At 62.2% G+C, this 20,648-nt stretch carries 20 protein-coding genes; 7 read left to right on the top strand and 13 right to left on the bottom strand.

All coding sequences use genetic code 11. The features are described from left to right. Nucleotides 1–27: 27 nt before the first annotated feature. Entirely contained in the window at nucleotides 28–564 is a 537-nt protein-coding gene (locus tag CLV41_RS09095) for a hypothetical protein (RefSeq protein WP_208987391.1), read from the bottom strand. On the opposite strand from CLV41_RS09095, the gene CLV41_RS09090 reads away from it, so the two are divergent. The 4 genes from CLV41_RS09090 (at nucleotide 563) to CLV41_RS09075 (ending at nucleotide 4,619) form a co-directional block, all read left to right on the top strand. Further along, entirely contained in the window at nucleotides 563–1,783 is a 1,221-nt protein-coding gene (locus tag CLV41_RS09090; protein WP_208987390.1) for an HAD family hydrolase, read from the top strand. The two genes, CLV41_RS09095 and CLV41_RS09090, sit on opposite strands and share 2 nt — an antisense overlap. Before the next feature lie 9 nt (nucleotides 1,784–1,792). Beyond that, on the top strand, nucleotides 1,793–2,248 hold the full coding sequence (locus CLV41_RS09085) for a GFA family protein (protein ID WP_103221978.1): 456 nt from the start codon (nucleotides 1,793–1,795) through the stop codon (nucleotides 2,246–2,248). A 118-nt stretch (nucleotides 2,249–2,366) separates the two neighbouring features. After that, nucleotides 2,367–4,166, top strand: a complete 1,800-nt coding sequence (locus CLV41_RS09080; protein ID WP_103221977.1) for an IlvD/Edd family dehydratase — start codon at nucleotides 2,367–2,369, stop codon at nucleotides 4,164–4,166. A gap of 171 nt (nucleotides 4,167–4,337) precedes the next feature. Next, a complete protein-coding gene (locus tag CLV41_RS09075; RefSeq protein WP_103221976.1) occupies nucleotides 4,338–4,619 on the top strand; it encodes an SCP2 sterol-binding domain-containing protein in 282 nt (93 codons plus the stop codon). 140 nt (nucleotides 4,620–4,759) lie between these two features. Here CLV41_RS09075 and CLV41_RS09070 read toward each other — a convergent pair whose 3' ends face one another. The 10 genes from CLV41_RS09070 to modA all read right to left on the bottom strand — a co-directional run bounded on the left by CLV41_RS09070 (nucleotide 4,760) and on the right by modA (nucleotide 15,489). Then, nucleotides 4,760–6,163 carry a TRAP transporter large permease gene (locus CLV41_RS09070; RefSeq protein ID WP_103221975.1) on the bottom strand — a complete coding sequence of 468 codons (1,404 nt, stop codon included), beginning with the start codon at nucleotides 6,161–6,163 and terminating at the stop codon, nucleotides 4,760–4,762. Nucleotides 6,164–6,173: 10 nt separating this feature from the next. Then, the gene (locus tag CLV41_RS09065; RefSeq protein WP_103221974.1) at nucleotides 6,174–6,794 is read right to left on the bottom strand and encodes a TRAP transporter small permease; all 621 of its coding nucleotides are present in this window, start codon (nucleotides 6,792–6,794) and stop codon (nucleotides 6,174–6,176) included. Nucleotides 6,795–6,952: 158 nt separating this feature from the next. Beyond that, a complete protein-coding gene (locus tag CLV41_RS09060) occupies nucleotides 6,953–7,960 on the bottom strand; it encodes a DctP family TRAP transporter solute-binding subunit (RefSeq protein WP_103221973.1) in 1,008 nt (335 codons plus the stop codon). A 257-nt stretch (nucleotides 7,961–8,217) separates the two neighbouring features. Next, nucleotides 8,218–9,132, bottom strand: coding sequence for an RNA polymerase sigma factor SigJ (sigJ, locus tag CLV41_RS09055; RefSeq protein WP_103221972.1), 915 nt, complete (start codon nucleotides 9,130–9,132; stop codon nucleotides 8,218–8,220). Continuing rightward, on the bottom strand, nucleotides 9,133–9,564 hold the full coding sequence (locus CLV41_RS09050) for a carboxymuconolactone decarboxylase family protein (protein ID WP_103221971.1): 432 nt from the start codon (nucleotides 9,562–9,564) through the stop codon (nucleotides 9,133–9,135). It lies immediately after the preceding gene. A gap of 97 nt (nucleotides 9,565–9,661) precedes the next feature. Continuing rightward, the gene (locus tag CLV41_RS09045; RefSeq protein WP_103221970.1) at nucleotides 9,662–10,996 is read right to left on the bottom strand and encodes a sigma-54-dependent transcriptional regulator; all 1,335 of its coding nucleotides are present in this window, start codon (nucleotides 10,994–10,996) and stop codon (nucleotides 9,662–9,664) included. Between the two features lie 11 nt (nucleotides 10,997–11,007). Beyond that, nucleotides 11,008–12,828 (bottom strand): sensor histidine kinase, encoded by a 1,821-nt coding sequence (locus CLV41_RS09040; RefSeq protein WP_208987389.1) that lies wholly within the window; start codon nucleotides 12,826–12,828, stop codon nucleotides 11,008–11,010. A gap of 1 nt (nucleotide 12,829) precedes the next feature. Further along, nucleotides 12,830–13,936 carry a molybdenum ABC transporter ATP-binding protein gene (modC, locus tag CLV41_RS09035; RefSeq protein ID WP_103221969.1) on the bottom strand — a complete coding sequence of 369 codons (1,107 nt, stop codon included), beginning with the start codon at nucleotides 13,934–13,936 and terminating at the stop codon, nucleotides 12,830–12,832. After that, a complete protein-coding gene (gene modB, locus CLV41_RS09030; protein ID WP_103221968.1) occupies nucleotides 13,929–14,636 on the bottom strand; it encodes a molybdate ABC transporter permease subunit in 708 nt (235 codons plus the stop codon). Before modB ends, modC begins: the two co-directional genes overlap by 8 nt. Nucleotides 14,637–14,727: 91 nt before the next feature. Continuing rightward, nucleotides 14,728–15,489 carry a molybdate ABC transporter substrate-binding protein gene (gene modA / locus CLV41_RS09025; RefSeq protein ID WP_103222039.1) on the bottom strand — a complete coding sequence of 254 codons (762 nt, stop codon included), beginning with the start codon at nucleotides 15,487–15,489 and terminating at the stop codon, nucleotides 14,728–14,730. 166 nt (nucleotides 15,490–15,655) lie between these two features. On the opposite strand from modA, the gene CLV41_RS09020 reads away from it, so the two are divergent. The 3 genes from CLV41_RS09020 (at nucleotide 15,656) to CLV41_RS09010 (ending at nucleotide 18,453) form a co-directional block, all read left to right on the top strand. Continuing rightward, the gene (locus CLV41_RS09020) at nucleotides 15,656–16,822 is read left to right on the top strand and encodes a hypothetical protein (RefSeq protein WP_103221967.1); all 1,167 of its coding nucleotides are present in this window, start codon (nucleotides 15,656–15,658) and stop codon (nucleotides 16,820–16,822) included. A gap of 101 nt (nucleotides 16,823–16,923) precedes the next feature. After that, nucleotides 16,924–17,388 carry a DUF1203 domain-containing protein gene (locus CLV41_RS09015; RefSeq protein ID WP_103221966.1) on the top strand — a complete coding sequence of 155 codons (465 nt, stop codon included), beginning with the start codon at nucleotides 16,924–16,926 and terminating at the stop codon, nucleotides 17,386–17,388. A 231-nt stretch (nucleotides 17,389–17,619) separates the two neighbouring features. Next, complete coding sequence (locus tag CLV41_RS09010) at nucleotides 17,620–18,453, top strand: isocitrate lyase/PEP mutase family protein (protein WP_103221965.1); 834 nt, start codon at nucleotides 17,620–17,622, stop codon at nucleotides 18,451–18,453. A 5-nt stretch (nucleotides 18,454–18,458) separates the two neighbouring features. Here the strand turns inward: CLV41_RS09010 and CLV41_RS09005 are convergent, their stop codons facing one another. Together CLV41_RS09005 and CLV41_RS09000 are read right to left on the bottom strand one after the other, a co-directional pair. Beyond that, nucleotides 18,459–19,352 (bottom strand): AEC family transporter, encoded by an 894-nt coding sequence (locus CLV41_RS09005; RefSeq protein WP_208987388.1) that lies wholly within the window; start codon nucleotides 19,350–19,352, stop codon nucleotides 18,459–18,461. Between the two features lie 95 nt (nucleotides 19,353–19,447). Next, nucleotides 19,448–20,638 (bottom strand): citrate/2-methylcitrate synthase, encoded by a 1,191-nt coding sequence (locus CLV41_RS09000; RefSeq protein WP_208987387.1) that lies wholly within the window; start codon nucleotides 20,636–20,638, stop codon nucleotides 19,448–19,450. Between the last annotated feature and the right edge of the window lie 10 nt (nucleotides 20,639–20,648).

The raw sequence follows: 20,648 nt of genomic DNA, 5'->3' as shown, positions 1-20,648 counted from the left end.
AGAAACTTACCCCAAGCGAAAAAGCAATCAAGCGACGCCCTGCACAAATGCTCGGCACTTTTGCGAAGGATCTGCTTTACGCTTCGGCAATTCACTCGCTCCATCGTCTCCACGCCATTGCCCGGCGAAACTCCATCCCGCATTTTTGAGCGCGTTCCCAAAAAACTGCGCCATCGACGCAAAACGGGAAGCACAGCAAAAAAACACAAGGCGAAAGTTTCCGGCCATGCCGAAAAGATCTTTTACTTCAAATCTTTGGCTCCTATTCTCCGGGGCGTCGGTTGTCTTTCTGGTCTTTGCAATGAATGCGATGCCTTCCGGCAATACCGTAGCCGACCAGCCGATTTTGATTTTCGGAAAGTACAGCGCCTTATATTTCAGCATGTTTTCTTCCATTTTTTCTCTGCTCGCGCTTTCTTTTTCACTAAATTGCATGACTGGACGCCCGTTAACCTTAAGTACAATCGCGATAAGTTCTTTTCTTCTGGGATTTACAGCGCTGCTTCTGCTCACCGGCACTATATCGGACAACATAAACAGCCCGGCTATCTCTGCGGCATTCATGATGGCATTGCGAGCCTTCGGCGTGGCCCTGCTTCCGCCCCGCGGCGACAGGAACGGCCTGCGGGAAGCCATCTGGTCGCTCATGCTGACGGCGGTGACGGCCTGGATCTGGTGGCTCTTCGATCCGGCCCTGGTGCCCGGCGCGATGGCGGCCGCATTGCTGCTCTCCTGGCCGCACCTGATCGACGGGATAAATGCATTCGCGGACAAGGTGTTTCACGAGGCCGCGCTGGCGGCCGGAGCGCGCGATCTCCGCCCGGGCGCGTTCACACGGATCGCAAAGGCCCGGGATATCGTCATCGACAAGACTGCGGTGATGTCCGGTCCCGATCTGATGGTCACCAATGTCATGGCGTTCGACAACGAACCGAAAACCCTGCTTGCCGTTGCCGCGTCGGCTGAAGGCCAGTCGAGCCATCCGGTTGCCGTCGCTCTGCGCCAACTGGCCTCTCAGTGGCATGTGGCGGTCAGAGTGCCGGACCGGTTCGAGCCGGCTCCGGGTCTTGGCGTCGTCGCCCTTCTCGGCGGCCAGACAGTGGTGATCGGCACCACCGCTCTGCTCAACCGGCTCCAGATCGACAGTTTCACCGCCGATGCCATTGCCCGCTCGCTGGAGGCGGACGGCAAAACCGTCCTGCGCGTTGCCGTCGGCGGCAGGGTGGTGGGCGTGCTCGGCCTTGAAGGAACCCTGCGCCAGGACGCGGGCGTTGCGGGCCTCGCCCTGCGTACCGAAGGCCTGGTTCCCTGGCTTTTCAGCGGCGACAGCCCGAAGACCCGCAAAGCGCTTGGCGACATGCTCGGGCTCGAACTTCTCGACGATCCCAGGCCCGGCGAGACCGCCCGGGAAGCCGTCTCCAGAGCCGGGCTGCCGAACCCGCTCGTACTTACACTCTCGCAGGACCGGACCGCTCTGGAACTCAGGGATTGCATGGCCCCGGGAGAAGAGCCGGAAGACACCGCACCGATCGCAGTCAGCAACACGGACGACATCGGTGCGTTTCCGGCCCTCAAATCCCTTGCCATGCGCCGCAACCTGCTTGCGCTGCACGCAAGGCGGCTTCTGACCGGGATCTGGGTTCTGGCAGGGCTCTGCGGCGCCGGCTTCATCGTGCCCCTTTCGGTGGCGCCGATGCTGTTCGCGGTCTGCCTGGCTATCCTTTGGGCGTTCGCCCGGTTTTCGGTCGCCGACACGCTTCGTAAAACATCGGCTTTGCCTTAACATAAACGCATGATCAAATCAGACGACACGACAGACAATGAAATTACGGGCCGTTGCTATTGCGGCGCGACCACGATCCGGGCAACCCGCCAGCCCATGACCATCGCCTATTGTCATTGCGCCGACTGCAGGCGGGTCACAGGTGCGCCGGTGGCGGCATTTGCGGCATTCGACGCGGCCGCAGTGACGTTTACACCGGACGCGGGGCAAAAGGTCACGGCAACTCCCGGTGTCGAACGCACGTTCTGCGGAAACTGCGGGTCACCGATCTCGGGACGCTACGATTATCTGCCGGGGCAGGTGTATATCCCGGTCGGCGTGCTCGAGCAGGCGAACCGTCTTGCTCCGCGGCTTCACGCACACGCCTCGCAGCGCCTGACATGGCTGCATATAGAAGACGATCTGCAACGCTTTGACGCGTCCTCACGCGTGCAGCTTCTGAAGGCGCAAAACCGACAGACCTGAGATCCACCGCGAAGCGATACCGAACGGAATTGAGTTGCGTTCCTCTTTACAGCGCGGTGCGGCTGGTGTTTATCCACTCAGCGTTGTTTAAAGCGATTTAGTTGAGGGAAGAGGCGCCATGACCGACACCAAACAACCGAAGCTGCGGTCCGCCGCCTGGTTCAACAACCCGGACAATCCGGGCATGACCGCGCTTTATATCGAGCGCTATCTCAATTTCGGCATCACCCGCGAAGAGCTGCAATCCGGCAAGCCGATCATCGGTATTGCCCAGACCGGATCCGACCTCTCGCCGTGCAACCGCCACCATCTGGAACTTGCCAAGCGCGTGCGCGAAGGAATCCGCGAAGCCGGCGGCATCGCATTTGAATTCCCGGTGCACCCGATCCAGGAAACCGGCAAGCGCCCGACGGCGACCCTCGACCGGAACCTTGCCTATCTCGGCCTCGTCGAACTGCTCTACGGCTATCCGATCGACGGCGTCGTGCTGACCATCGGCTGCGACAAGACAACGCCAGCCTGCCTGATGGCCGCGGCAACCGTCAACATTCCGGCCATCGCGCTGTCCGTCGGACCGATGCTGAACGGCTGGCACAAGGGCGAACGGACCGGATCGGGCACCATCGTCTGGAAGGCCCGCGAGATGCTCGCCGCCGGCGAGATCGACTACGAAGGCTTCATGGATCTCGTTGCCTCATCGGCGCCGTCCGTCGGCTATTGCAATACCATGGGCACGGCGACCACGATGAATTCACTTGCCGAGGCGCTCGGCATGCAGCTTCCCGGCGCGGCGGCGATCCCGGCCCCTTACAGGGAGCGCGGCGCGATCTCCTATGAGACCGGCAAACGCATCGTCGACATGGTGCGCGAGGACCGCAAACCGTCCGACGTCATGACCCGCGAGGCGTTCGAAAACGCCATTGTCGTCAACTCGGCCATCGGCGGCTCGACCAACGCGCCGATCCACCTGAACGGCATCGCCCGCCATCTCGGCATCGCGCTCGACAATGACGACTGGCAGACCCTGGGACACGACGTTCCGCTGCTGGTCAACCTGCAGCCGGCCGGGGAATATCTCGGCGAGGATTATTTCCATGCCGGCGGCGTGCCTGCCGTCGTCGCGGAACTGATGCGCCACGGCAAACTGCCGCATCCGGACGCGGTCACCGTCAATGGCAAATCGATGGGCGAAAACTGTCAGGGCATCACCACCGACCTGCCGGATGTGATCAAACCCTATGACAAGCCGATGAAGGAGCGCGCCGGCTTCATCAACCTGAAGGGCAATCTCTTCGACAGCGCGATCATGAAAACCAGCGTGATCTCGGAGGAGTTCCGCAACCGGTATCTCTCCAACCCGGACGATCCGGAAGCCTTCGAGGGCCGGGCCATCGTATTCGAGGGGCCGGAGGATTATCACCACAATATCGACAACCCGGATCTCGGCATCGACGAACACTGCATGCTGTTCATCCGCGGCACGGGACCGATCGGCTATCCGGGCGGTGCGGAAGTCGTCAACATGCAGCCGCCGGCGGCTCTGATCAAGCGGGGCATCACCGCGCTGCCGTGTATCGGCGACGGCCGCCAGTCCGGGACCTCCGGTTCGCCGTCGATCCTGAACGCCTCTCCGGAGGCCGCGGCCATGGGCGGGCTGGCGCTTCTGAAAACCGGCGATCCGGTGCGGATCGACCTGCGCAAAGGCACCGCCGACATCCTGATCTCCGACGAGGACCTGGCCCAGCGGCGCGCCGACCTGGAAGCGGCCGGAGGGTTCAAATACGCCGAAAGCCAGACCCCATGGCAGGAAATCCAGCGCTCCATGATCGGCCAGTTCGACAAGGGCATGGTGCTGGAGCCGGCGGTGAAATACCAGGATGTCGCCCATACCAGGGGCCTGCCGCGGGACAATCACTGAGACAGGACAGGCCACCGCAGGCGCATGTGTCGCGACGTCGTCCTTGCTTTATGCCCGTTTTCCGTTCGCCCGGGCGAACGGAGGAAGACTAGAGCACTTGACGATTACGTAAACGGCATGCTTCAAGGAGGCAACAAGAGGCACACGCCTCATTCAAACGGGAGAAGACAGATGTCCCTGGAAAAGCTAACCGAAGGTGTCCGCGCGAAGGTTGCGGATGGCGGCATTGAAGAAAGCGTCAAGTTCGATCTCGGCGAGACCGGCATCATCTATCTGCAGGGCTCCAAGGTATCCAACGAGGACCAGGAAGCCGACTGCACCATCAAGATGACCGCCGAGGACCTGGGCGATCTTCTGTCAGGCGACCTCAACCCGACGGCGGCCTTCATGGGCGGCAAGATGCAGGTGGAAGGCGACATGAACGTCGCGATGAAGCTGGGCAGCATCGTTTAAGGTCTCCCGCCAAAACGTACAGACGGTTTCAGCCGGCCCCTCCAGGGGCCGGTTTTTTTTCGGCGGCAAGGAGCGTCCTCGCCATGTGAAAACGGCGGACCCGAAGGCCCGCCGCTTGAAGCTGCTTATAGTCCGGCACCCTACCGGTTGGTGACGATCTCCGGTCCCATCAGGCTGTAGGGCAGCCAGGTGGAGATGATCGGGACATAGGTTATCAGGATCAGGAATACGAACAGGATCATTACGAACGGCGCCGCCGCCCGGACCACCTGCACCAGACTCATGCCCGTTATTCCCGAGGTCACGAACAGGTTGAGCCCGATCGGCGGCGTGATCATGCCGATCTCCATGTTCACCACCATGATGATGCCGAGATGTACCGGATCGACGCCGAGTTCCATGCCAATCGGAAACACCACGGGCGCCACGATCAGCAGCAGGCCGGACGGTTCCATGAACTGGCCGCCGAGCAGCAGCAGAATGTTGACCGCGATCAGGAAGGTGAACCAGTTGAACCCGGCGCCGATCATCCAGTCGGTAATGGCCTGCGGGATCCGCTCGGACGTCAGAACGTGGGCGAAGAGCAGCGCGTTGACGATGATGAACATCAGCATGATCGTCGTTCTGGCCGCGTCGATCAGTACTTTCTTCGTATCGGCATGGATACAGCCGGGCAGGAAGTAGATGACGGTCAGCAGGACATTGCGAAGGACCGCTGACACGATGGTCTCGCCGTCCTTGCGCATCGGCACGTCCTTGAGCGGACCCATGTCGCGGTAGATGAAAATCGCGATCAGGAACGCGTAGACAGCGGCAACGGCGGCGGCTTCAGTCGGTGTGAAGATGCCTCCGTAGATACCGCCCAGAATGATCACGATAAGCAGCAGCCCGAAGGCGGCTTCTCCGGCGGCGCCGAGGATCTCGCCCATACCGGCAAAGGGCTGCTTCGGCATTTTCTTGATGCGCGCGTTGACATAGATGGCGGTCATCAGCATCAGGCCGGCCACGATGCCCGGAATAACACCGGCCAGGAACATCCGGCCGACGGACACATCGGTCGCGGCGGAATAGACCACCATGACGATGGAGGGCGGGATCAGGATGCCGAGCGTGCCGGCGTTGGCAATGACACCGGCCGCGAATTCCTTCGTGTAGCCCACCTGACGCATGCCGGCGATGGCGATGGTGCCGATGGCGACCACGGTGGCGGGAGACGAACCGGACAGCGCCGCGAACAGCATGCAGGAGAAGACCGCCGCGATGGCCAGACCGCCGCGAATATGGCCGACACAGGCAATCGCAAAGCGGATGATGCGACGGGCGACACCGCCGGTCGACATGAAGGCGGAGGCCAGGATGAAGAACGGGATCGCCAGAAGGGTGTAGTTCTGCGACGCCGTGAACAGCTGCAGGGCCACCGAGGAGATCGAGTCATTGGAGAAAAGGGCAATCGCCAGAACGCTCGAAAGGCCCAGCGAAATGGCAATAGGGACGCCCAGGAACAAAAGCCCGAGGACGAGGATAAAGAGAATTGCAGCTTCCATCGGTCCCGCCTCAGTCCTTCAGAATGTCTTTGTTTTCCGCAACGAGGTCTTCCGCCTCGTGCGCGGCGATCATCAGCTCGCGCTCGCCGGTGACGATCTGCCAGGCGGCCTGAAGGCAGCGGAACAGGAACAGAGCCAAGCCGATGGGCAGGATCAGATAGGCGATCCAGCGCTGGACGCGTTCCTGGGTTCCGAAATTCTCGATGATGGCCTGCGGATAACGCAGATCGTCGAGGCCGATGCCGATCTTGTACATCTTCTGCCAGTAGTCGATGGCGCCGCCACGGGTGTTCAGTCCGAAAATGTGCAGCCATTCGGAATGCAGCAGGGTGAGGGCATAGACCGCGCCGCACAGCGCGCCGAAGACGGCGACCACGCGGAACATCGGCTTGGGAAACAGGCGGATGACCGCGTCGACGCCCAGATGGGAGCCGATCTTCACGCCGTAGCTCATGCCGAACAGGATCAGCCAGGCGAAGAGGATGCGTGTGAACTCCAGGGCTCCGGTCCAGCCGGAATTGAACCCGTATCTCGCCACCACCTGGGTGAAGGATACGATGGTCATCGCCGCCAGAAGAAAGGCCAGAACCCCCTCCTCGAAGCGCGTGACCCAATTGTCGACGCGTTGCATGCGTTCCCCCCAAATAGGCCTACCGGCCCTTATGCGTCTCCGTGACCGCGTAGCCGCGGCGGCGGGACCTTTGAAGGAAGGGCCGGACAGGACCTCCCGCGTTCAGATGAATACAGGATGCTCCCACCGGCCCTCCGGAGTTTCGTGGCGGCCCGCGATCAGCTGGCGTTGTTGGACGCAACGGCGGAGTCGATCAACTCCTTGCCGATATCACCTTGGAACTTTTCCCAGACCGGTTTCATCGCATCGACCCAGGCCTTGCGCTGCTCGGGGTTGAGTTCACGGATGGTGGATCCGGCCTCCACAATGCGGCCCCGGTTGGCCATTTCCTTTTCGGCAACCGCGCCATTGGCCTTGGCTGTGACTTCCTCGACGATGGTCACGAACTGGTCGCGGACGTCCGGATCCAGGCTGTTCAGCCACTCATCGGATGTGACGAGCAGATAGGCCAGCAGTTGGTGATTGGTTTCCGTGATGCCGTCCTGAACCTCGAAGAATTTCTGCGTGTAGATATTGGACCAGGAGTTTTCCTGACCATCCACCACACCCGTCTGCAGTGCGCCGTAGACTTCCTTGAAGGCCAGTTTCTGCGCATTGGCACCCATGGCTTCGATCATGGCGACCGCAACGTCGGAGGTCTGCACGCGGAATTTCAGGCCCTCTGCATCGGACGGCACGAGGAGCGGCTTGTTGGCAGAGAACTGCTTCAGGCCCGAGCTCCAGTAGCCTAGCCCCAGGAAGCCGTAGTCGGTCATGGAACCCAGAAGCTTCTTGCCGTCCGGACCGGTGGTGAAGCGCTCGACCGCGTCCAGATCCTGGAACAGGAACGGCAGGTCGAACAGGCGGAACTTCAGCGTATAGGCCTCGAACTTGGACAAGGACGGCGCGGCAAGCTGAACGTCGCCCAGAAGCAGGGCTTCCATCACCTTGTCGTCGTCGAAGAGCTGCGAGTTGGCGAACACCTGCATGCAGGCCTTGCCGTCCATTTCGCTGTTGACGCGGTCGGCCAGCATCGTTGCTGCGTCGCCCTTCGGGTGACCGGTCGCGGCTACCACGTGGCTGAACTTGATGACGATTTCACCATCATCGCAGGCGTCGGCCGCATGGGCGGTCGCGGACAGGGCAAAAGTCGCCGCGGTTGCAGCGGCGAGAACGAATTTTTTCATCGGATGTCCTCCCAGACATTTCGGAATGACGGCCGTTCAGACCGGACAGCACGGTGGCTGGTCGGCACATTTATCGCAAAGTCCGTGCCATGCATCGCCAGCTTCTGAAAAAGTGCCTGTTCCCGCAGAATATCAAACTTCAGGGGCCGATAACATCCGGGCCGTTTCGAAAAAATGGGTAGGGTCTGACACATGACCGGGCACGGATGTGTCGAAATCGACACATCCCTTCTGTCTGAACGCAGCCAGAACTGGCGTCAATGCCAGAGCGCACCGCTCCGCGGGTCATGACGGAACGGCGCGGCCAGTCTTTGCAGCTTGTCCGGATTGCGGATTATGTAGACCTGATCGATCTTTCCGTCCTCGGAATAGCCCAGCGTCATCGCCGTCTCGATTTCGGAACCATTGAACAGTGCTAGGCCGCGAATACCGTTGATATCAAGAATTTCCCGGCGGCCCTGCGCCCACAAACGGCCGAGAATGCGCGACACGAACCTGTTGATGATATCCGGCCCTTCCAGAACGCGCCTGAGGGCCGCCGTCTTGCCGCCACCGTCGGACTGAAGCCTGACCGACTCGGCCAGGAGCCCGGCAAGATGATCGGTGGACCCGGTCTCAAGGGCGCTGACGAAGGCATTGAGATGGCGGCTTTGATGCTCGGCCGTCGGGATGAACCGCGCCGCCGGGCTTTTGAGGTGGCCTGCCGCCCGGGACACCAGTTTCCGGCAGGCGGCCTCGCCGATGTCCAGCGTGGCAGCGACCTCCGGATAGGACTTGCCGAACACCTCGTAGAGCAGATAAGCGGCCCGTTCCTTCGGCGAAAGGCGTTCCATGAGCAGCAGGAAAGCCGTTGTCAGCGACTGCGCACGGTCCAGGTCGCCTTCAGGTGTTGCCTCGGCCTCGATGTGAAGCGGTTCGGGAATCCACGGGCCGACATAGTCGACCCGCTTCCTGTGGGCGGATTTCAACAGGTCCAGACAGCGATTGGTGCACACCGCTGTCAGGAAGGCATCGGCACTGGCGATCGACGCCTTGTCCACGCCCTGCCATTTGACGAAGGTGTCCTGAACCGCATCCTCCGCGTCCGCCATGGAGCCCAGCATGCGATAGGCCAGGCCAACGAGGCGCGGACGGACGGCCTCGAAGAGGTCGCTGTCTGAAATCCCGTTCATTTAATGGTTCGACACCTGCATCCGGTTCCAGAGATTGATCATGGCGATGGCCGACGTCATGGCGCTGATTTGAGCATCTTCGAAATGCTCGCGCAATGCGCCGCGCAGGCTTTCATAGTCGGTTTTGACGTCCAGACTGGTCAAGGCCTCCGTCCAGGCGAATGCCGCCTTTTCCGCCGGTGTGAAATCCGTCACATGCCGCCAGACGGTCAGGCGTTCGATGCGTTCGTGACTGTCGCCGGCCTCGAGCGCTTCCTTTGTGTGCATCTTCACGCAATAGGCGCATTGATTGATCTGGGAGGCCCGCAGATCGATCAGGTGGCGCAGCTTCGGCTCAAGTTCCGTCTTGCCGATTTCTCCACTCGCGGCAATGAAACTCTGCACGACCGAGGGGATGAATTTCTGATAGTTGATGGACGTCGCGTTGGTCATGAATGTCTTCCATGTTCAAAAGGGGGTGACATTCCATAGACGCGCGAAGAGCGCTGTTTGTGACATGGGGCTCAAGGTTCATGGACCCAGTCAGAATCTAACCGAGGGCCGCTTCTTCCTTGCCGAGCCCGTATTTGCGCATCTTTTCGTAAAGAGCCTTGCGGGAGATACCTAGATGTTCATAGGTCGGTTTGATGGCGCCGTCGTTGCGCTTCAGCTCGGCGGCAATGAGCGCCCGCTCATAGGAGGCGACCTGGTCGAAGAGGGACGAACCGCCGGCCGTAGGCGGCGCGCCGGCCGGCTCCAGACCCAGCACGAAACGGTCGGCGATATTGCGCAATTCCCGGACATTGCCAGGCCAGTCGCGTGTCATCAGTCCGGCCAGGAACCCCTCGCCGATATCGGGAATCTCGCGCCGGTAGCGGGCGCGGGCCTCCACGGCCAGATGGCGGAACAGCAGAGGTATATCCTCCAGGCGCTCACGCAGCGGCGGAATTTCGACATTCACCACGTTGAGACGGTAGAAGAGATCGAGTCGGAAGCGGCCCTCCTTGCCGGCGGCTTCCAGATCCTCCTTGGTTGCCGCGATGAAACGGACATCCAGTTCGATTGGCCGGTTGGAACCGAGCCGCTCGATCGTCCGGGTTTCGATCACCCTGAGAAGCTTGACCTGCAGCTCCAGCGGCATGGATTCGATCTCATCGAGAAACACCGTGCCGCCATGGGCATGCTCGAGCTTGCCGATCCGCTGGCCGCTGGCGCCGGTAAAGGCGCCTTTCTCGTGACCGAAGAGTTCGGATTCGATGATTTCCGCAGGAAGCGCACCGCAGTTCAGCGCAACGAACGGCCTTTTGCGGCGCGGACCTTCGTCGTGCAGCGCCCGGGCGACGACTTCCTTGCCGGATCCGGTTTCGCCCAGGATAAGGATGTCGGCATCGGTGGAGGCCAGCGCCATGACATTGCGGCGCAGCAGATCCATGGCCGGCGTCCGCCCCACCAGTCTGCTTTCCAGCCCCGTCCTGTCGGCCAGTTCCTCGCGCAGCTTGCGGTTTTCCAGAACCAGCCGGCGCTTGTCCAGCGCACGCTCGACCACGGAGGCGAGCCGGGACACGGAAAACGGCTTTTCCATGAAATCATATGCGCCGGCGCGCATGGCCTCGACCGCCAGCGGCACGTCGCCGTGGCCGGTGATGAGAACGACAGGAAGGGCCGGATCGATTTCAAAGGCACGCTTCATGACCAGAAAGCCGTCCGTGCCGGGCATGCGGATGTCCGTCACCAGAACGCCGTAAAAACCCCGGTTGATACGTTCCAGCGCCGCTTCCGGCGTGCCGGTGGCGAAGACCTTCTGGCCGGATAGCTCCAACCCCTGGGAAAGCGACCCGCGCAGGTCCGCTTCATCGTCAACCAAAAGCACGGTCGCCTGGTCCATCTGGATGTGCCTTATTCCGCCGCCAGCATCTGTTTGTCCGCGATCGGCAGCCGCATGGTGAATTCAGCACCGCCGCCGTCCCGGTTCGCCGCCTGCAGCGACCCGGAAAAGTCATGGACGATCTTATAGGCAATCGACAGGCCGAGCCCAAGTCCCGCGCCGACATCCTTGGTGGTGAAAAACGGATCGAAGATCTGCGGCATGACCTCCTCATCGATTCCTGACCCGTTATCCCGGATCCGCAGCACGGCATCCTTCCCCTCCCGGCGAAGCATCAAAGCGACCTGAGGGCGCTCCCTGCCGCCAACCGCGTCCAGCGCGTTGGAGAGCAGATTGATCATCACCTGCTCCAGCCGGATCTGCCCGCCCTTCACGATGATGTCTGTCCCGGGCAACTCGGCGATCACCTCGACCGCGCTCTGCTTGATCTGTGGCTGGAGCAGCAGCAGCGTCTCGTCGATCACCTTGCGCATGGAGACGGGTCGGATGTCGGTCCCGGATTTGCGGGTGAAGCCTTTCAGGGTCTTGGCGATCTCCGCCATGCGGGCGACCATTCCGCCGATCCGGGTGAGATTGGCCTTGGCTTCTTCGGCGCGGCCGCGCTCGATCAGCATTTCGGCGACTTCCGCGTCCGAGCGTATGGCCGCCAGAGGCTGGTTGTATTCGTGGCTGAGAGCCGCCGACATCCGCCCCAGCGTGGCGAGCTTCGCCGCCTGCACCAGTTCGGCCTGAGCCAGACGCAGGCTGGTTTCGGCCTGCTCGCGCTCGCGCACTTCCTCTTCCAGAAGTTCATTGGCCTTGCGCAACTCGGCCGTCCGGCTGCGGACCCGCCGTTCCAGGCGCAGGGCAGCGGCCCTGTCGCGGCGGATCTGCCGACTGAATTCCTCCCGCCGCAGCAGTATGATCCACAGACCGCCGGCGGCAATCACACAGCCGAGGAGCGCGGCCACCATCGCCCAGGCGGATTGCTGGCGCGCCTCATCGACACTCACCAGCGTCTTGACGGTCCAGCCGAGAACGGGGAGGGCCGCGGTCAACTGCATGTGGTTGTTCGCCCCGCCGGAGGAAGGCAACATCAGGCTGAGCCGGGAGAGACCGGACAAGCGGGCGATGTCCCGGCCGAAATCCAGATCGGAGACGAACTTCCCGCGCCATCCCGGCACATTGGTCACCACGACGCGGTCATCACCGTCCAGCGCAAGGATCGGATCCTTGCTGAGCGCCCAGGCCTGTTCGACATCCTCCAGGCTGACGCGCACGGCCAGGATGCCGATGAGGCTCTCGCCGTTGCGCAGCGGCGACGCGAACACATAGCTGGCGGCCGACTGCGGGTTTCCGGGAATGAGTTGCCGCCCGAGCTGGCCCTGCCTTGCCTGCTCGAAGGCTTCGGAAATGGCGGCGCCGCCGCCGATCGCTCCGAAAGGGACGCCGTGCTGGCTTGTGACGATGACGCGGCCAAGCGGATCCATCAGCCAGACCTCTTCCGCGCCGGACATCCCGGCCGCGACGGAGGTGATGGTCCGGTCCAAAGCAATGTCGAGGCCGGACACCAGACGGCCCGTTTCGGGTCCGCGCGCCAATAGCGGCGACAGCAGCCGGAACTTGTCCAGAAGCCGTTCCAGCACCGCCGCCTGAACCGCAAGGTTGGCTTCCGCACGGGTCTGAACCTCGGCCAGGGTGAGGCGCAGGCTGGCCAGTCCGGTCAGCCACAGGATCGCCAGGCTCGCCGCAACCATGGCCACCGCGATGCCCAGTTTCAGATTGCGCCATGCCCGGCGACGGGATCCGCGTGTCATGGCGCCAGTATAGGGCAGCTGCCTCTTTGCCAGCAATTCAGGTCTCCCCGGATGCCGGTGGCGCGAGGGTGCTCTGCCCCCGGTCGATCGCGACGCTCTTGATCAGCGCGGTCACGGCCATGCCGGGTTTCAGTCCCAGATCCGAAACCGAGGCCCGGGTGATGCGGGCACGGATCGTCTGGCCGGCCAGAGAACACAGGATTTCCGCGTAAGGACCCGGCTCCCCGGTAATGCTCTCGATCGTCGCCGCAAGAGCGTTGCGGATGGACAGACCTTCCGGCGGGACGGACGCAAGCGCGACGTCGCGGGCGAGGATGCGCAGGCGGACGGTGTCGCCCGGTTCGGCCGCCAATCCGGGTATCTGCAGCACCGGCCCACCGATATCGACATGGACGAGATCCCATGCGGTGTCGATCCGGGTGACGGTGCCGCTCAGAAGCGCGCTCGCCTCGCGTCGGCCGGTCACGCGGACCAGATCTTCGCGGGCCAGCATCGCGGCAACCGGGCCGAAAGCCTGCGTTCTGCCCTCCGACAGGAGCACCAGCGTATTGGAGAGGCGGGTCACTTCCTCGATGGAATGGCTGACATAGATGATCGGAATGCCCGCTTCGACGCAGAGCCGGTCGAGATACGGCAGGATATCGTTGCGGCGGGCGTGATCGAGATTGGCCAGAGGTTCGTCCATGATCAGCAGCCGCGGGCCGGAAAGCAGAGCCCGGCCGATGGCAACCCGCTGTCTTTCACCGCCGGAAAGCGTCTCGGGCTTGCGGCCGAGCAGGTCTTTCAGCCCGAGCAGATCGATGACTTCGCCGAAATCCCGCGTCCCGGATCTGCGGCCCGCCCAGCGCGCATAGGTGAGGTTGGCGCGGACGCTCAAATGCGGAAACAGCCGCGCATCCTGAAAGACATGACCGATGCGCCTTGCCTGAACCGGCAGATTGATGCCCTTGTCCGCGTCGAACAGGACCGTGCCGTTGACCGAAATGCGTCCCGAGGAGGGCGTCGCCAGACCGGCGATCATGTTGGTCACGGTGGTCTTTCCGGCACCGGACGGTCCGAACAGCGAGGTGACGCCGCCGCGCCCCTCAAAATGGGCCACTATTTCCAACCGGCCGACATGGCCCCTGATGTCGACGTCAATCATGGCCGCCGCCAATTCTCCCGCGCAGGCGGCGGGCGAAAACTTCGGAGGCGATCAACGCGGCGAACGCCACGACGGCGGCGATCAGCGTCAGGCGGAAAGCGGCCAGATCGCCGCTCGGTGTCTGCGTCGCGGTATAGAGCGCGAGCGCCAGAGTGCGGGTTTCGCCGGGAATATTTGAGACAAAAGTAATCGTCGCGCCGAACTCGCCCATCGCCTTGGCAAACCCGAGGATCGCGCCGCCGAGAATTCCCGGCACGGCGAGTGGCAGCGTCACCGTGAGGAAGGCGACCGCCCGATGGGCGCCGAGGGATTTGGCCGCCGCCTCCAGCTTTGGATCGACCGCCTCGAAGGAAATGCGGATCGGGCGGACCATCAGGGGAAAGGCCATGACCCCGGCCGCGAGTGCCGCGCCGGTCCAGTTGAACGCGAAGCTGATGCCGAAGGTTTCGGAGAGAAACGCACCCACGGGTCCCTTGCGGCCGAAGGCCAGAAGCAGCAGGTATCCGGTTACGACCGGCGGCAGGACGAGCGGCATATGCACGAGCGCATTGACGATACCGTGTCCCGGAAACCGGTAGCGAGCGAGCAGATAGGCGACCAGAACGGCAAGCGGCAGCGCCACGAACAGGGCCGCGGCGGCCACTTTCAGGGTGAGGACCAGGGCCTGCCATTCGGCGGGTTGAAGATGAAAAAAGTCCACGTGCGCTCAATCTGCCGGGTTTCAGACCGGCCGGAACCCGGCCGCTCAGGGCATCCCGCTTTCAAGTGATCTCTTGCGAAGGCAGAATGCTTTAATCCACCTTATCGGTCAGAAACCCCAGCGAGTGCAAGATTTCCCGTGCGCGCGGCGCGGCCAGGAACTTCAGGAAGGCGGGTGCGGCGGGATGCGACTGAACGCTGGTCAGCGCCGCAAGATAGCGGATCGGCGGGTGGCTCTCCCGTGGCAGGTCCGCCACCACGGCAACCGCAGGTTCGACCAGGGCGTCTGTCCGGTAGACCAGTGCGAGCGGTGTGTCTCCGCGGGCGACCGAGGCAAGCGCGATCCTGACATTTTCCATCGGTGCGAGCTGTGCTGAAACGGTGGACCAGAGGCCGAGGTTTTCCAGCGCCGCCTTGCCGTAGCGCCCGGCGGGAACTGTCTCTGGGTCGGCTATGGCCAATCGTTCGCCCTTCAGCGCCGCATGCAGGCTGTCCGGCGTCAGCTCAATGGCTGGACTGTTTTCGGGGCCGACCAGAACCAGCGCGTTGGAGGCGAACTCGAAAATGGCGTCCGCCCTGACGGCATCGTGATTGCGAACATAGTCCATCCATGCGGCATCGGCGGAGACAAACAGGTCCGCGGGCGCTCCGGCCTCCACCTGCCGGGCCAGGGTTCCCGTGCCGGCGAAGGAAAAAACGACTTCCGTGCCGGTTTGCTCCTCGAACGCACCCCCGATGCCTTCCATCGCTTCCCGCATGCTGGCAGCGGCAAACACGGTCAGCGGCCGTTCGGCGGCGGCCGGCAGGATAGCTGCCGTGAGCAGGCACAAGACTATGATCAGGCGCTGAAACATCAAACCCTCGGTATTGCATTGCATCCAGATACCGTAACTACGCCGGCCCGCCCATCTCTTCAATAGACCGCGCCCGCCAGCGGCCACCGGCCGCACCGCGAGTGTTTACGAAATTCTTACAATGAAATGCGACAACCCGGGACAATCAATCGGGGAGTTCCAGCCAGTGCCCAATCTTGCCCAGCGCAGCCTGGAGGCAATGTTTCTCTTCGTCTACGGGACCCTCTGCCAGCTCTACAGACCGCTGCGTTCCTGGATCGGGGCGGGCATCTTCTGCGTGTTCATCGCCATGACGGCGGCGGTCGTTCACGTCTTCCCGCTCTCCAACTGGGACATGTTCGCCTATACGGCGACGGTCCTCGAACCCGAGATAAACGATCCGGTCGAGCTGCACAGGCAGAGCTATGCCTTCGTGAAGGACAATGTCTCCGAAGGGGAATATCTGACCCTGACACAGGATCGCGCCTACCGTATCCGCCAGGCGGAAGACCCGGCCGCTTTCACGACCATGCTCGGCTTTTACCGGATCAAGATCCTCTATGTGGAAACCGCGCGCCTGCTTTCCGATTTCATGGATCCGGTAAAGGCATTGCGGATGATTTCGCTCGCCTCGGCTGTCGCTGTCGGAGCCATTCTGCTTGTCTGGATGGCGCGGACCGGAACGCTGATGTACGGGCCCGTCGCCGCGGCCCTGCTGGTCATGTCGGCCTTCGGGGATGCGGCGCAATTGCTTTCGCCGGACCTCTACGCCACCTTTTTCCTGGTGCTGGCGGCCTATCTCTATCTCGAACGGCTGGATTTACCGGCGGCGGTCAGCCTGTTCGCCGCCTTTCTCGTGCGCCCGGATCATCTGGCGTTTATCGGCGTCTTTTTCGTTTTCGCCGCGATCTACGGGCCCGGGCGATGGAGCATGACGGCCTGCTTTGCCGCGAGTTTCGCCGCCTATCTCTGGCTGACCGGTGGCGCGGACCACCCCGGCTGGTGGATCCACATGTGGTTCACCCATGTGGAATACGTGCCGACCCTTGAAGGATTCGACCCGCCATTTTCCGTTTCCGGATATCTGCTGATGCTGGTGCGTTCCACGGTCAGATCGCTGATGAGCCAGACCTGGCTCGCGCTTCTGTTCGCGGAAGTGCTGTTTTTCGCCAAGTGTATTGCACCGGCGAAACTGAACGATCGGGCCAGGGTCCTGCTCTATGCGGTGTTTGCCTCGATCTGCGCCAAATACCTGGTGTTTCCGCATTACGAAACCCGCTTCTATCTGCCCTATCTGGTGATCATGGGCATGATTCTGCTGGTCAGCTGGCACCGTCAGCAGGAACGGGTCTAAGAGGCTCTTACGCGAGATTCCCGCCACGCTCGCAAATCGGGTCGTTTCCCAAAGCGCACGGGTCCAGGGTCGCTTCAAATCACTTGAGGAGACCCTGGACCATGTTTCAGATCCACCCGCTTCCCGCAGCCGATTTTTCCTATCTGGACGTCCTGCCGGAGAGCGAACTCGCAGAGCGGAATATCCAGATCCAGATCTCGGACGGCGCATTTCCCTGCCGTGTGTCACTGGCCGATGCCGAAGCGGGCGAACGGGTGTTCCTGCTCAATTTCGAGCACCAGCCGAACGAGACGCCCTACCGCGCCAGCCACGCCATCTTTGTCAGGCAGGGCGCGAAGGAAAGCCGTCCGGAGCCGGGGTCGGTCCCGCACTCCATTTCCAGCCGTCTCCTGTCCGTGCGGGCCTTCAACGCCCGGCATGAAATCATCGATGCCGAAGTCGTCGAGGGAAAGAACGCCGCGGATCTGATCTCGAGATTTTTCGCCAACCCGGATGCGGACTACATCCACCTTCATTACGCCCGCCGCGGGTGCTTTGCCGCGAAAGTCACTCGGGCGGGCCGGTAAAGGCCTGTCAACAAGACCGCCCTGCGGGAGTTTGCGGGCAACTTTCCGCGGGGATTCCGGCAAATTCCGGCTTTGCGCGCGCCATCCCCCAACTGGCGCCATGTTTCCCGATAAACTGGTTCTTCCGGAAGCGGCCGTCCTCGGGGATTGTCGCCGGACATGAATTCCATGGGCCGATTTAAACTTTAGATATATATTATCCTTGCAAACCACTTATGGGAGAACCGCGCCATGCCGACCGCCGCCAACCGCCGTGCAGCTTTCAGGGCCTTGCATGAAAAAGGCCGGGCTTTCCTGATGCCCAATCCCTTCGACATCGGCTCGGCGCGCATCCTGGATGGAATGCGGTTCGATGCGATCGCGACTTCCAGCGCGGGTTATGCCTGGACGCAAGGGGTCAGGGACGCGGAGGGCCTGATCAGCCGGGACGCCGCGCTCTCCCATGCCGCGGACATCATCGCCGCAACCAGCCTGCCGGTGAACGGCGACCTGGAGAACGGTTTTGGCGACAGCCCGGAAGAGGTGGCGGAAACGGTCAAGGGCGCCATCGAGGTCGGCCTGGCGGGATGCTCGATCGAGGACTACACCACCGATCCCGTTCATCCCCATTATTCCCTGGACCTGGCCGTGGAGCGGATCAGGGAGGCAGTCGAGATGAAAAACAGGCTGGCCCCGGATTTCGTGCTGACGGCCCGCAGCGAGGGGCCGGTGCAGACCGAGTATGAACTGGCGGAGACCATCAAGCGGCTCAACGCCTTCGTGGAGGCCGGCGCCGACTGCGTTTACGCCCCGGAAGTAAAGGAAAAGAACCAGATCGCCGCCATCTTGAAATCCGTGGAAGCCCCTCTCAACATCCTGGCCGGCCGCCGGAATTTTCATCTGACCCGAAAGGAACTGGGCGACATGGGCGTCACCCGCGTTTCCATCGGCTCCGGTCTCGCCCGGGTTGCCTACAGAGCCTTTACCGAAGCGGCCGTGGACATCAAGGATGGCGGAGCATTCGGAAGTTTCGACCGCATGAACGACGCGGTCGATTTCGAATCCTTCCTGAAATCCAGGCCGTAAATGATTTACCCCGTCGTCCAATAGGTCAGCACAACGGGGAGCGTCACGAGCGTCAGAATTGTCGAAACGAAAATGAACCCGGCCACGCCCGGCGCCTCTTCCTGTTGATACTGGGAAATCGCCAGATAGGTCGCGACCGACGGCGGCATGAAGCAGAGCACGATGACGACGCTCTCTATTTTGCCATCGAGGTTTAAAACCCAGGTCAGAACGAATGCCGTGAAAGCCGACATGGCGATGTGAATGACGGACAGCAGGACCGCCCGTGTCAGGCCGCCGAGTTTCAAAGTCGCGAGACTGAAACCGAGGGTCAGCAGCATGATGGGAATGGCAAGGCCGGCGAGAATTTCAAGGCTCTGATCGATGGGCCCGGGTATTTTCCAGCCGCTGGCCATGAGCGCGATGGAACCGAAGGCCGCGTAGATGACCGGTTGCCGGGCAAGAGTGGAAAAGTCCGGGCGGCCCATCGGCAAGGCGATGCCGATCGTGAAAATCGCCACCAGCACAACGATGACGAACCCGATGGCAACGGCGGCTCCCTCCGGTCCGAATGCAAGCGTCGCGACCGGAAGCCCGATGTTGCCGACGTTGGAGAGCATCATCGGCGACAGGTAGGCTTTCACCGAAATGCGCAGGAGTTTGAGGACGAAAAACCCCAGAACCGCGCCTATGACGATCGATCCCGCGGCGGCGGCCAGCACTGTCAGAAAGGTGTCGAGTTGGATGTGCTGCTTGGCGAGATGAAACAGGATCAGAGCCGGATAACCGACATAGGACACAAGACTGCCGAGCATTTTCTGGTCGAAGGGCGCCTTGGCGACCGCCAGCCCGTAACCGACCAGCACGCACAGCAGTACAGGCAGCATGACATTGACAACATGTGTGAAAATCTCCGCCACCCGCCAGTCCCCCGATCCGAATCCCTGCCAGACACGTTAAATCTGCCGAGGACACAAAATCAATCTCCCCTCCGGCAAGGCGTTTGCCTCAGGATTTATCGCTCGCCCACATAGGCGGCTCGGGGCCGGATCTGCTCGGGGGAGGAATATTGTTCGAGTGCGTGGGCGATCCAGCCGGTCATCCGCGCCGCGCAGAAGATGATCTTTCCGGCATCCTTTGGCAGCTCGTAGGTTTTCTGCACCGCCGCCAGAGCGAAATCGATGTTGGGCGCGCGGCCGTAAAGATCGTCGGCGACACCGATCAGCAGCGGCAGGCGCTCGACGAACGGGTGGTTTCGTTCGTTACGGATCAGCATCTCCAGCAGGCAGTCGGCGCGCGGATCGCGTTCCCGGTACACGGAGTGGCCGAAACCGGGCAGGCTTTCGCCCCGGCCGAGCCTGTCCGACAAAATTGCCTCGATATCGGTTGCCGGCGTCAGATCCGCGAGCCAGGCGGTCACCCGGTCGGACGCCGCACCGTGGCGCGGGCCGGCAAAGGCGCCGAGACCGGAGAGCAGGGCCGCATGCAGCGGCGCGCGGGTGGACGCCGCGCAGCGCACCGCAAAGGCGCTGGTGTTGAGTTCATGATCGGCGCACAGCACCAGAGCGGCGCGGATCGCGCTCCTGCCGGCGGTGGAAACGCCAAAAGCCTCGGCGAATTGCGTATGGATCGGAACCGCCACCGGCTTCCTATTCAGGAGCGCGGCGGTTCCGTAGCGCAGAAGCGCGGCGCCCTTGATCTGCAGAAGTTTCGGGGCATGGGTGAAGGCGGCCCTGTCCTGCAGAGGCCAGGCGGCAAGCGCCATCATCAGCCGGTCCAGCGGGCCAAGTCCCTCCGGCAGGTCAGGCGCTTTTTGAGGCGCGCTTTCCGCGAAAGGATCCTCCTCCGATCCCCAGAGCAGGGTCGCCACCGTTTCCAGCGACGAGTTTTCCGCAAGATCCGTCGCGCGGCGTCCCCGGTAGACCGGCCCGTCTTCGGAAATAAGCGTCAGTTCGGTCTCCAGAACCGGATCGCCCGTCAAGGGCCTCAAGCCGGCCTGGTCTTCCGCCTTGCGGCCCTTCAGACGGCGGACATCCGCCGCATCGTAGCGGCGCTGTTTGCCAGGTCCGGCCACGGACGAAATCAGCCCGCGGCTGACATAGGCGTAAAGGGTCGCCGGCTGAACGCCGAGTTCGGCGGCGGCTTCGCGGGCAGAGAGATAGATCGGCTTGCTCATGCATTGATTGTATTTATCAACGTTGATCAATGCAAATACT

It is taken from the genome of Roseibium marinum, from assembly GCF_002906165.1.
Taxonomy (GTDB): Bacteria; Pseudomonadota; Alphaproteobacteria; order Rhizobiales; family Stappiaceae; genus Roseibium; species Roseibium marinum.
This window is presented reverse-complemented; position numbering and strand designations above follow the sequence as displayed.

What these genes read in the sequence shown, in the direction of transcription:
- CLV41_RS09090 (WP_208987390.1), top strand. Translation starts at nt 563, where the DNA reads ATGATGGCATTGCGAGCCTTCGGCGTGGCCCTGCTTCCGCCCCGCGGC.
- CLV41_RS09095 (WP_208987391.1), bottom strand. Translation starts at nt 564, where the DNA reads ATGAATGCCGCAGAGATAGCCGGGCTGTTTATGTTGTCCGATATAGTG.
- CLV41_RS09085 (WP_103221978.1), top strand. Translation starts at nt 1,793, where the DNA reads ATGATCAAATCAGACGACACGACAGACAATGAAATTACGGGCCGTTGC.
- CLV41_RS09080 (WP_103221977.1), top strand. Translation starts at nt 2,367, where the DNA reads ATGACCGACACCAAACAACCGAAGCTGCGGTCCGCCGCCTGGTTCAAC.
- CLV41_RS09075 (WP_103221976.1), top strand. Translation starts at nt 4,338, where the DNA reads ATGTCCCTGGAAAAGCTAACCGAAGGTGTCCGCGCGAAGGTTGCGGAT.
- CLV41_RS09070 (WP_103221975.1), bottom strand. Translation starts at nt 6,163, where the DNA reads ATGGAAGCTGCAATTCTCTTTATCCTCGTCCTCGGGCTTTTGTTCCTG.
- CLV41_RS09065 (WP_103221974.1), bottom strand. Translation starts at nt 6,794, where the DNA reads ATGCAACGCGTCGACAATTGGGTCACGCGCTTCGAGGAGGGGGTTCTG.
- CLV41_RS09060 (WP_103221973.1), bottom strand. Translation starts at nt 7,960, where the DNA reads ATGAAAAAATTCGTTCTCGCCGCTGCAACCGCGGCGACTTTTGCCCTG.
- sigJ (WP_103221972.1), bottom strand. Translation starts at nt 9,132, where the DNA reads ATGAACGGGATTTCAGACAGCGACCTCTTCGAGGCCGTCCGTCCGCGC.
- CLV41_RS09050 (WP_103221971.1), bottom strand. Translation starts at nt 9,564, where the DNA reads ATGACCAACGCGACGTCCATCAACTATCAGAAATTCATCCCCTCGGTC.
- CLV41_RS09045 (WP_103221970.1), bottom strand. Translation starts at nt 10,996, where the DNA reads ATGGACCAGGCGACCGTGCTTTTGGTTGACGATGAAGCGGACCTGCGC.
- modC (WP_103221969.1), bottom strand. Translation starts at nt 13,936, where the DNA reads ATGATTGACGTCGACATCAGGGGCCATGTCGGCCGGTTGGAAATAGTG.
- modA (WP_103222039.1), bottom strand. Translation starts at nt 15,489, where the DNA reads ATGTTTCAGCGCCTGATCATAGTCTTGTGCCTGCTCACGGCAGCTATC.
- CLV41_RS09015 (WP_103221966.1), top strand. Translation starts at nt 16,924, where the DNA reads ATGTTTCAGATCCACCCGCTTCCCGCAGCCGATTTTTCCTATCTGGAC.
- CLV41_RS09010 (WP_103221965.1), top strand. Translation starts at nt 17,620, where the DNA reads ATGCCGACCGCCGCCAACCGCCGTGCAGCTTTCAGGGCCTTGCATGAA.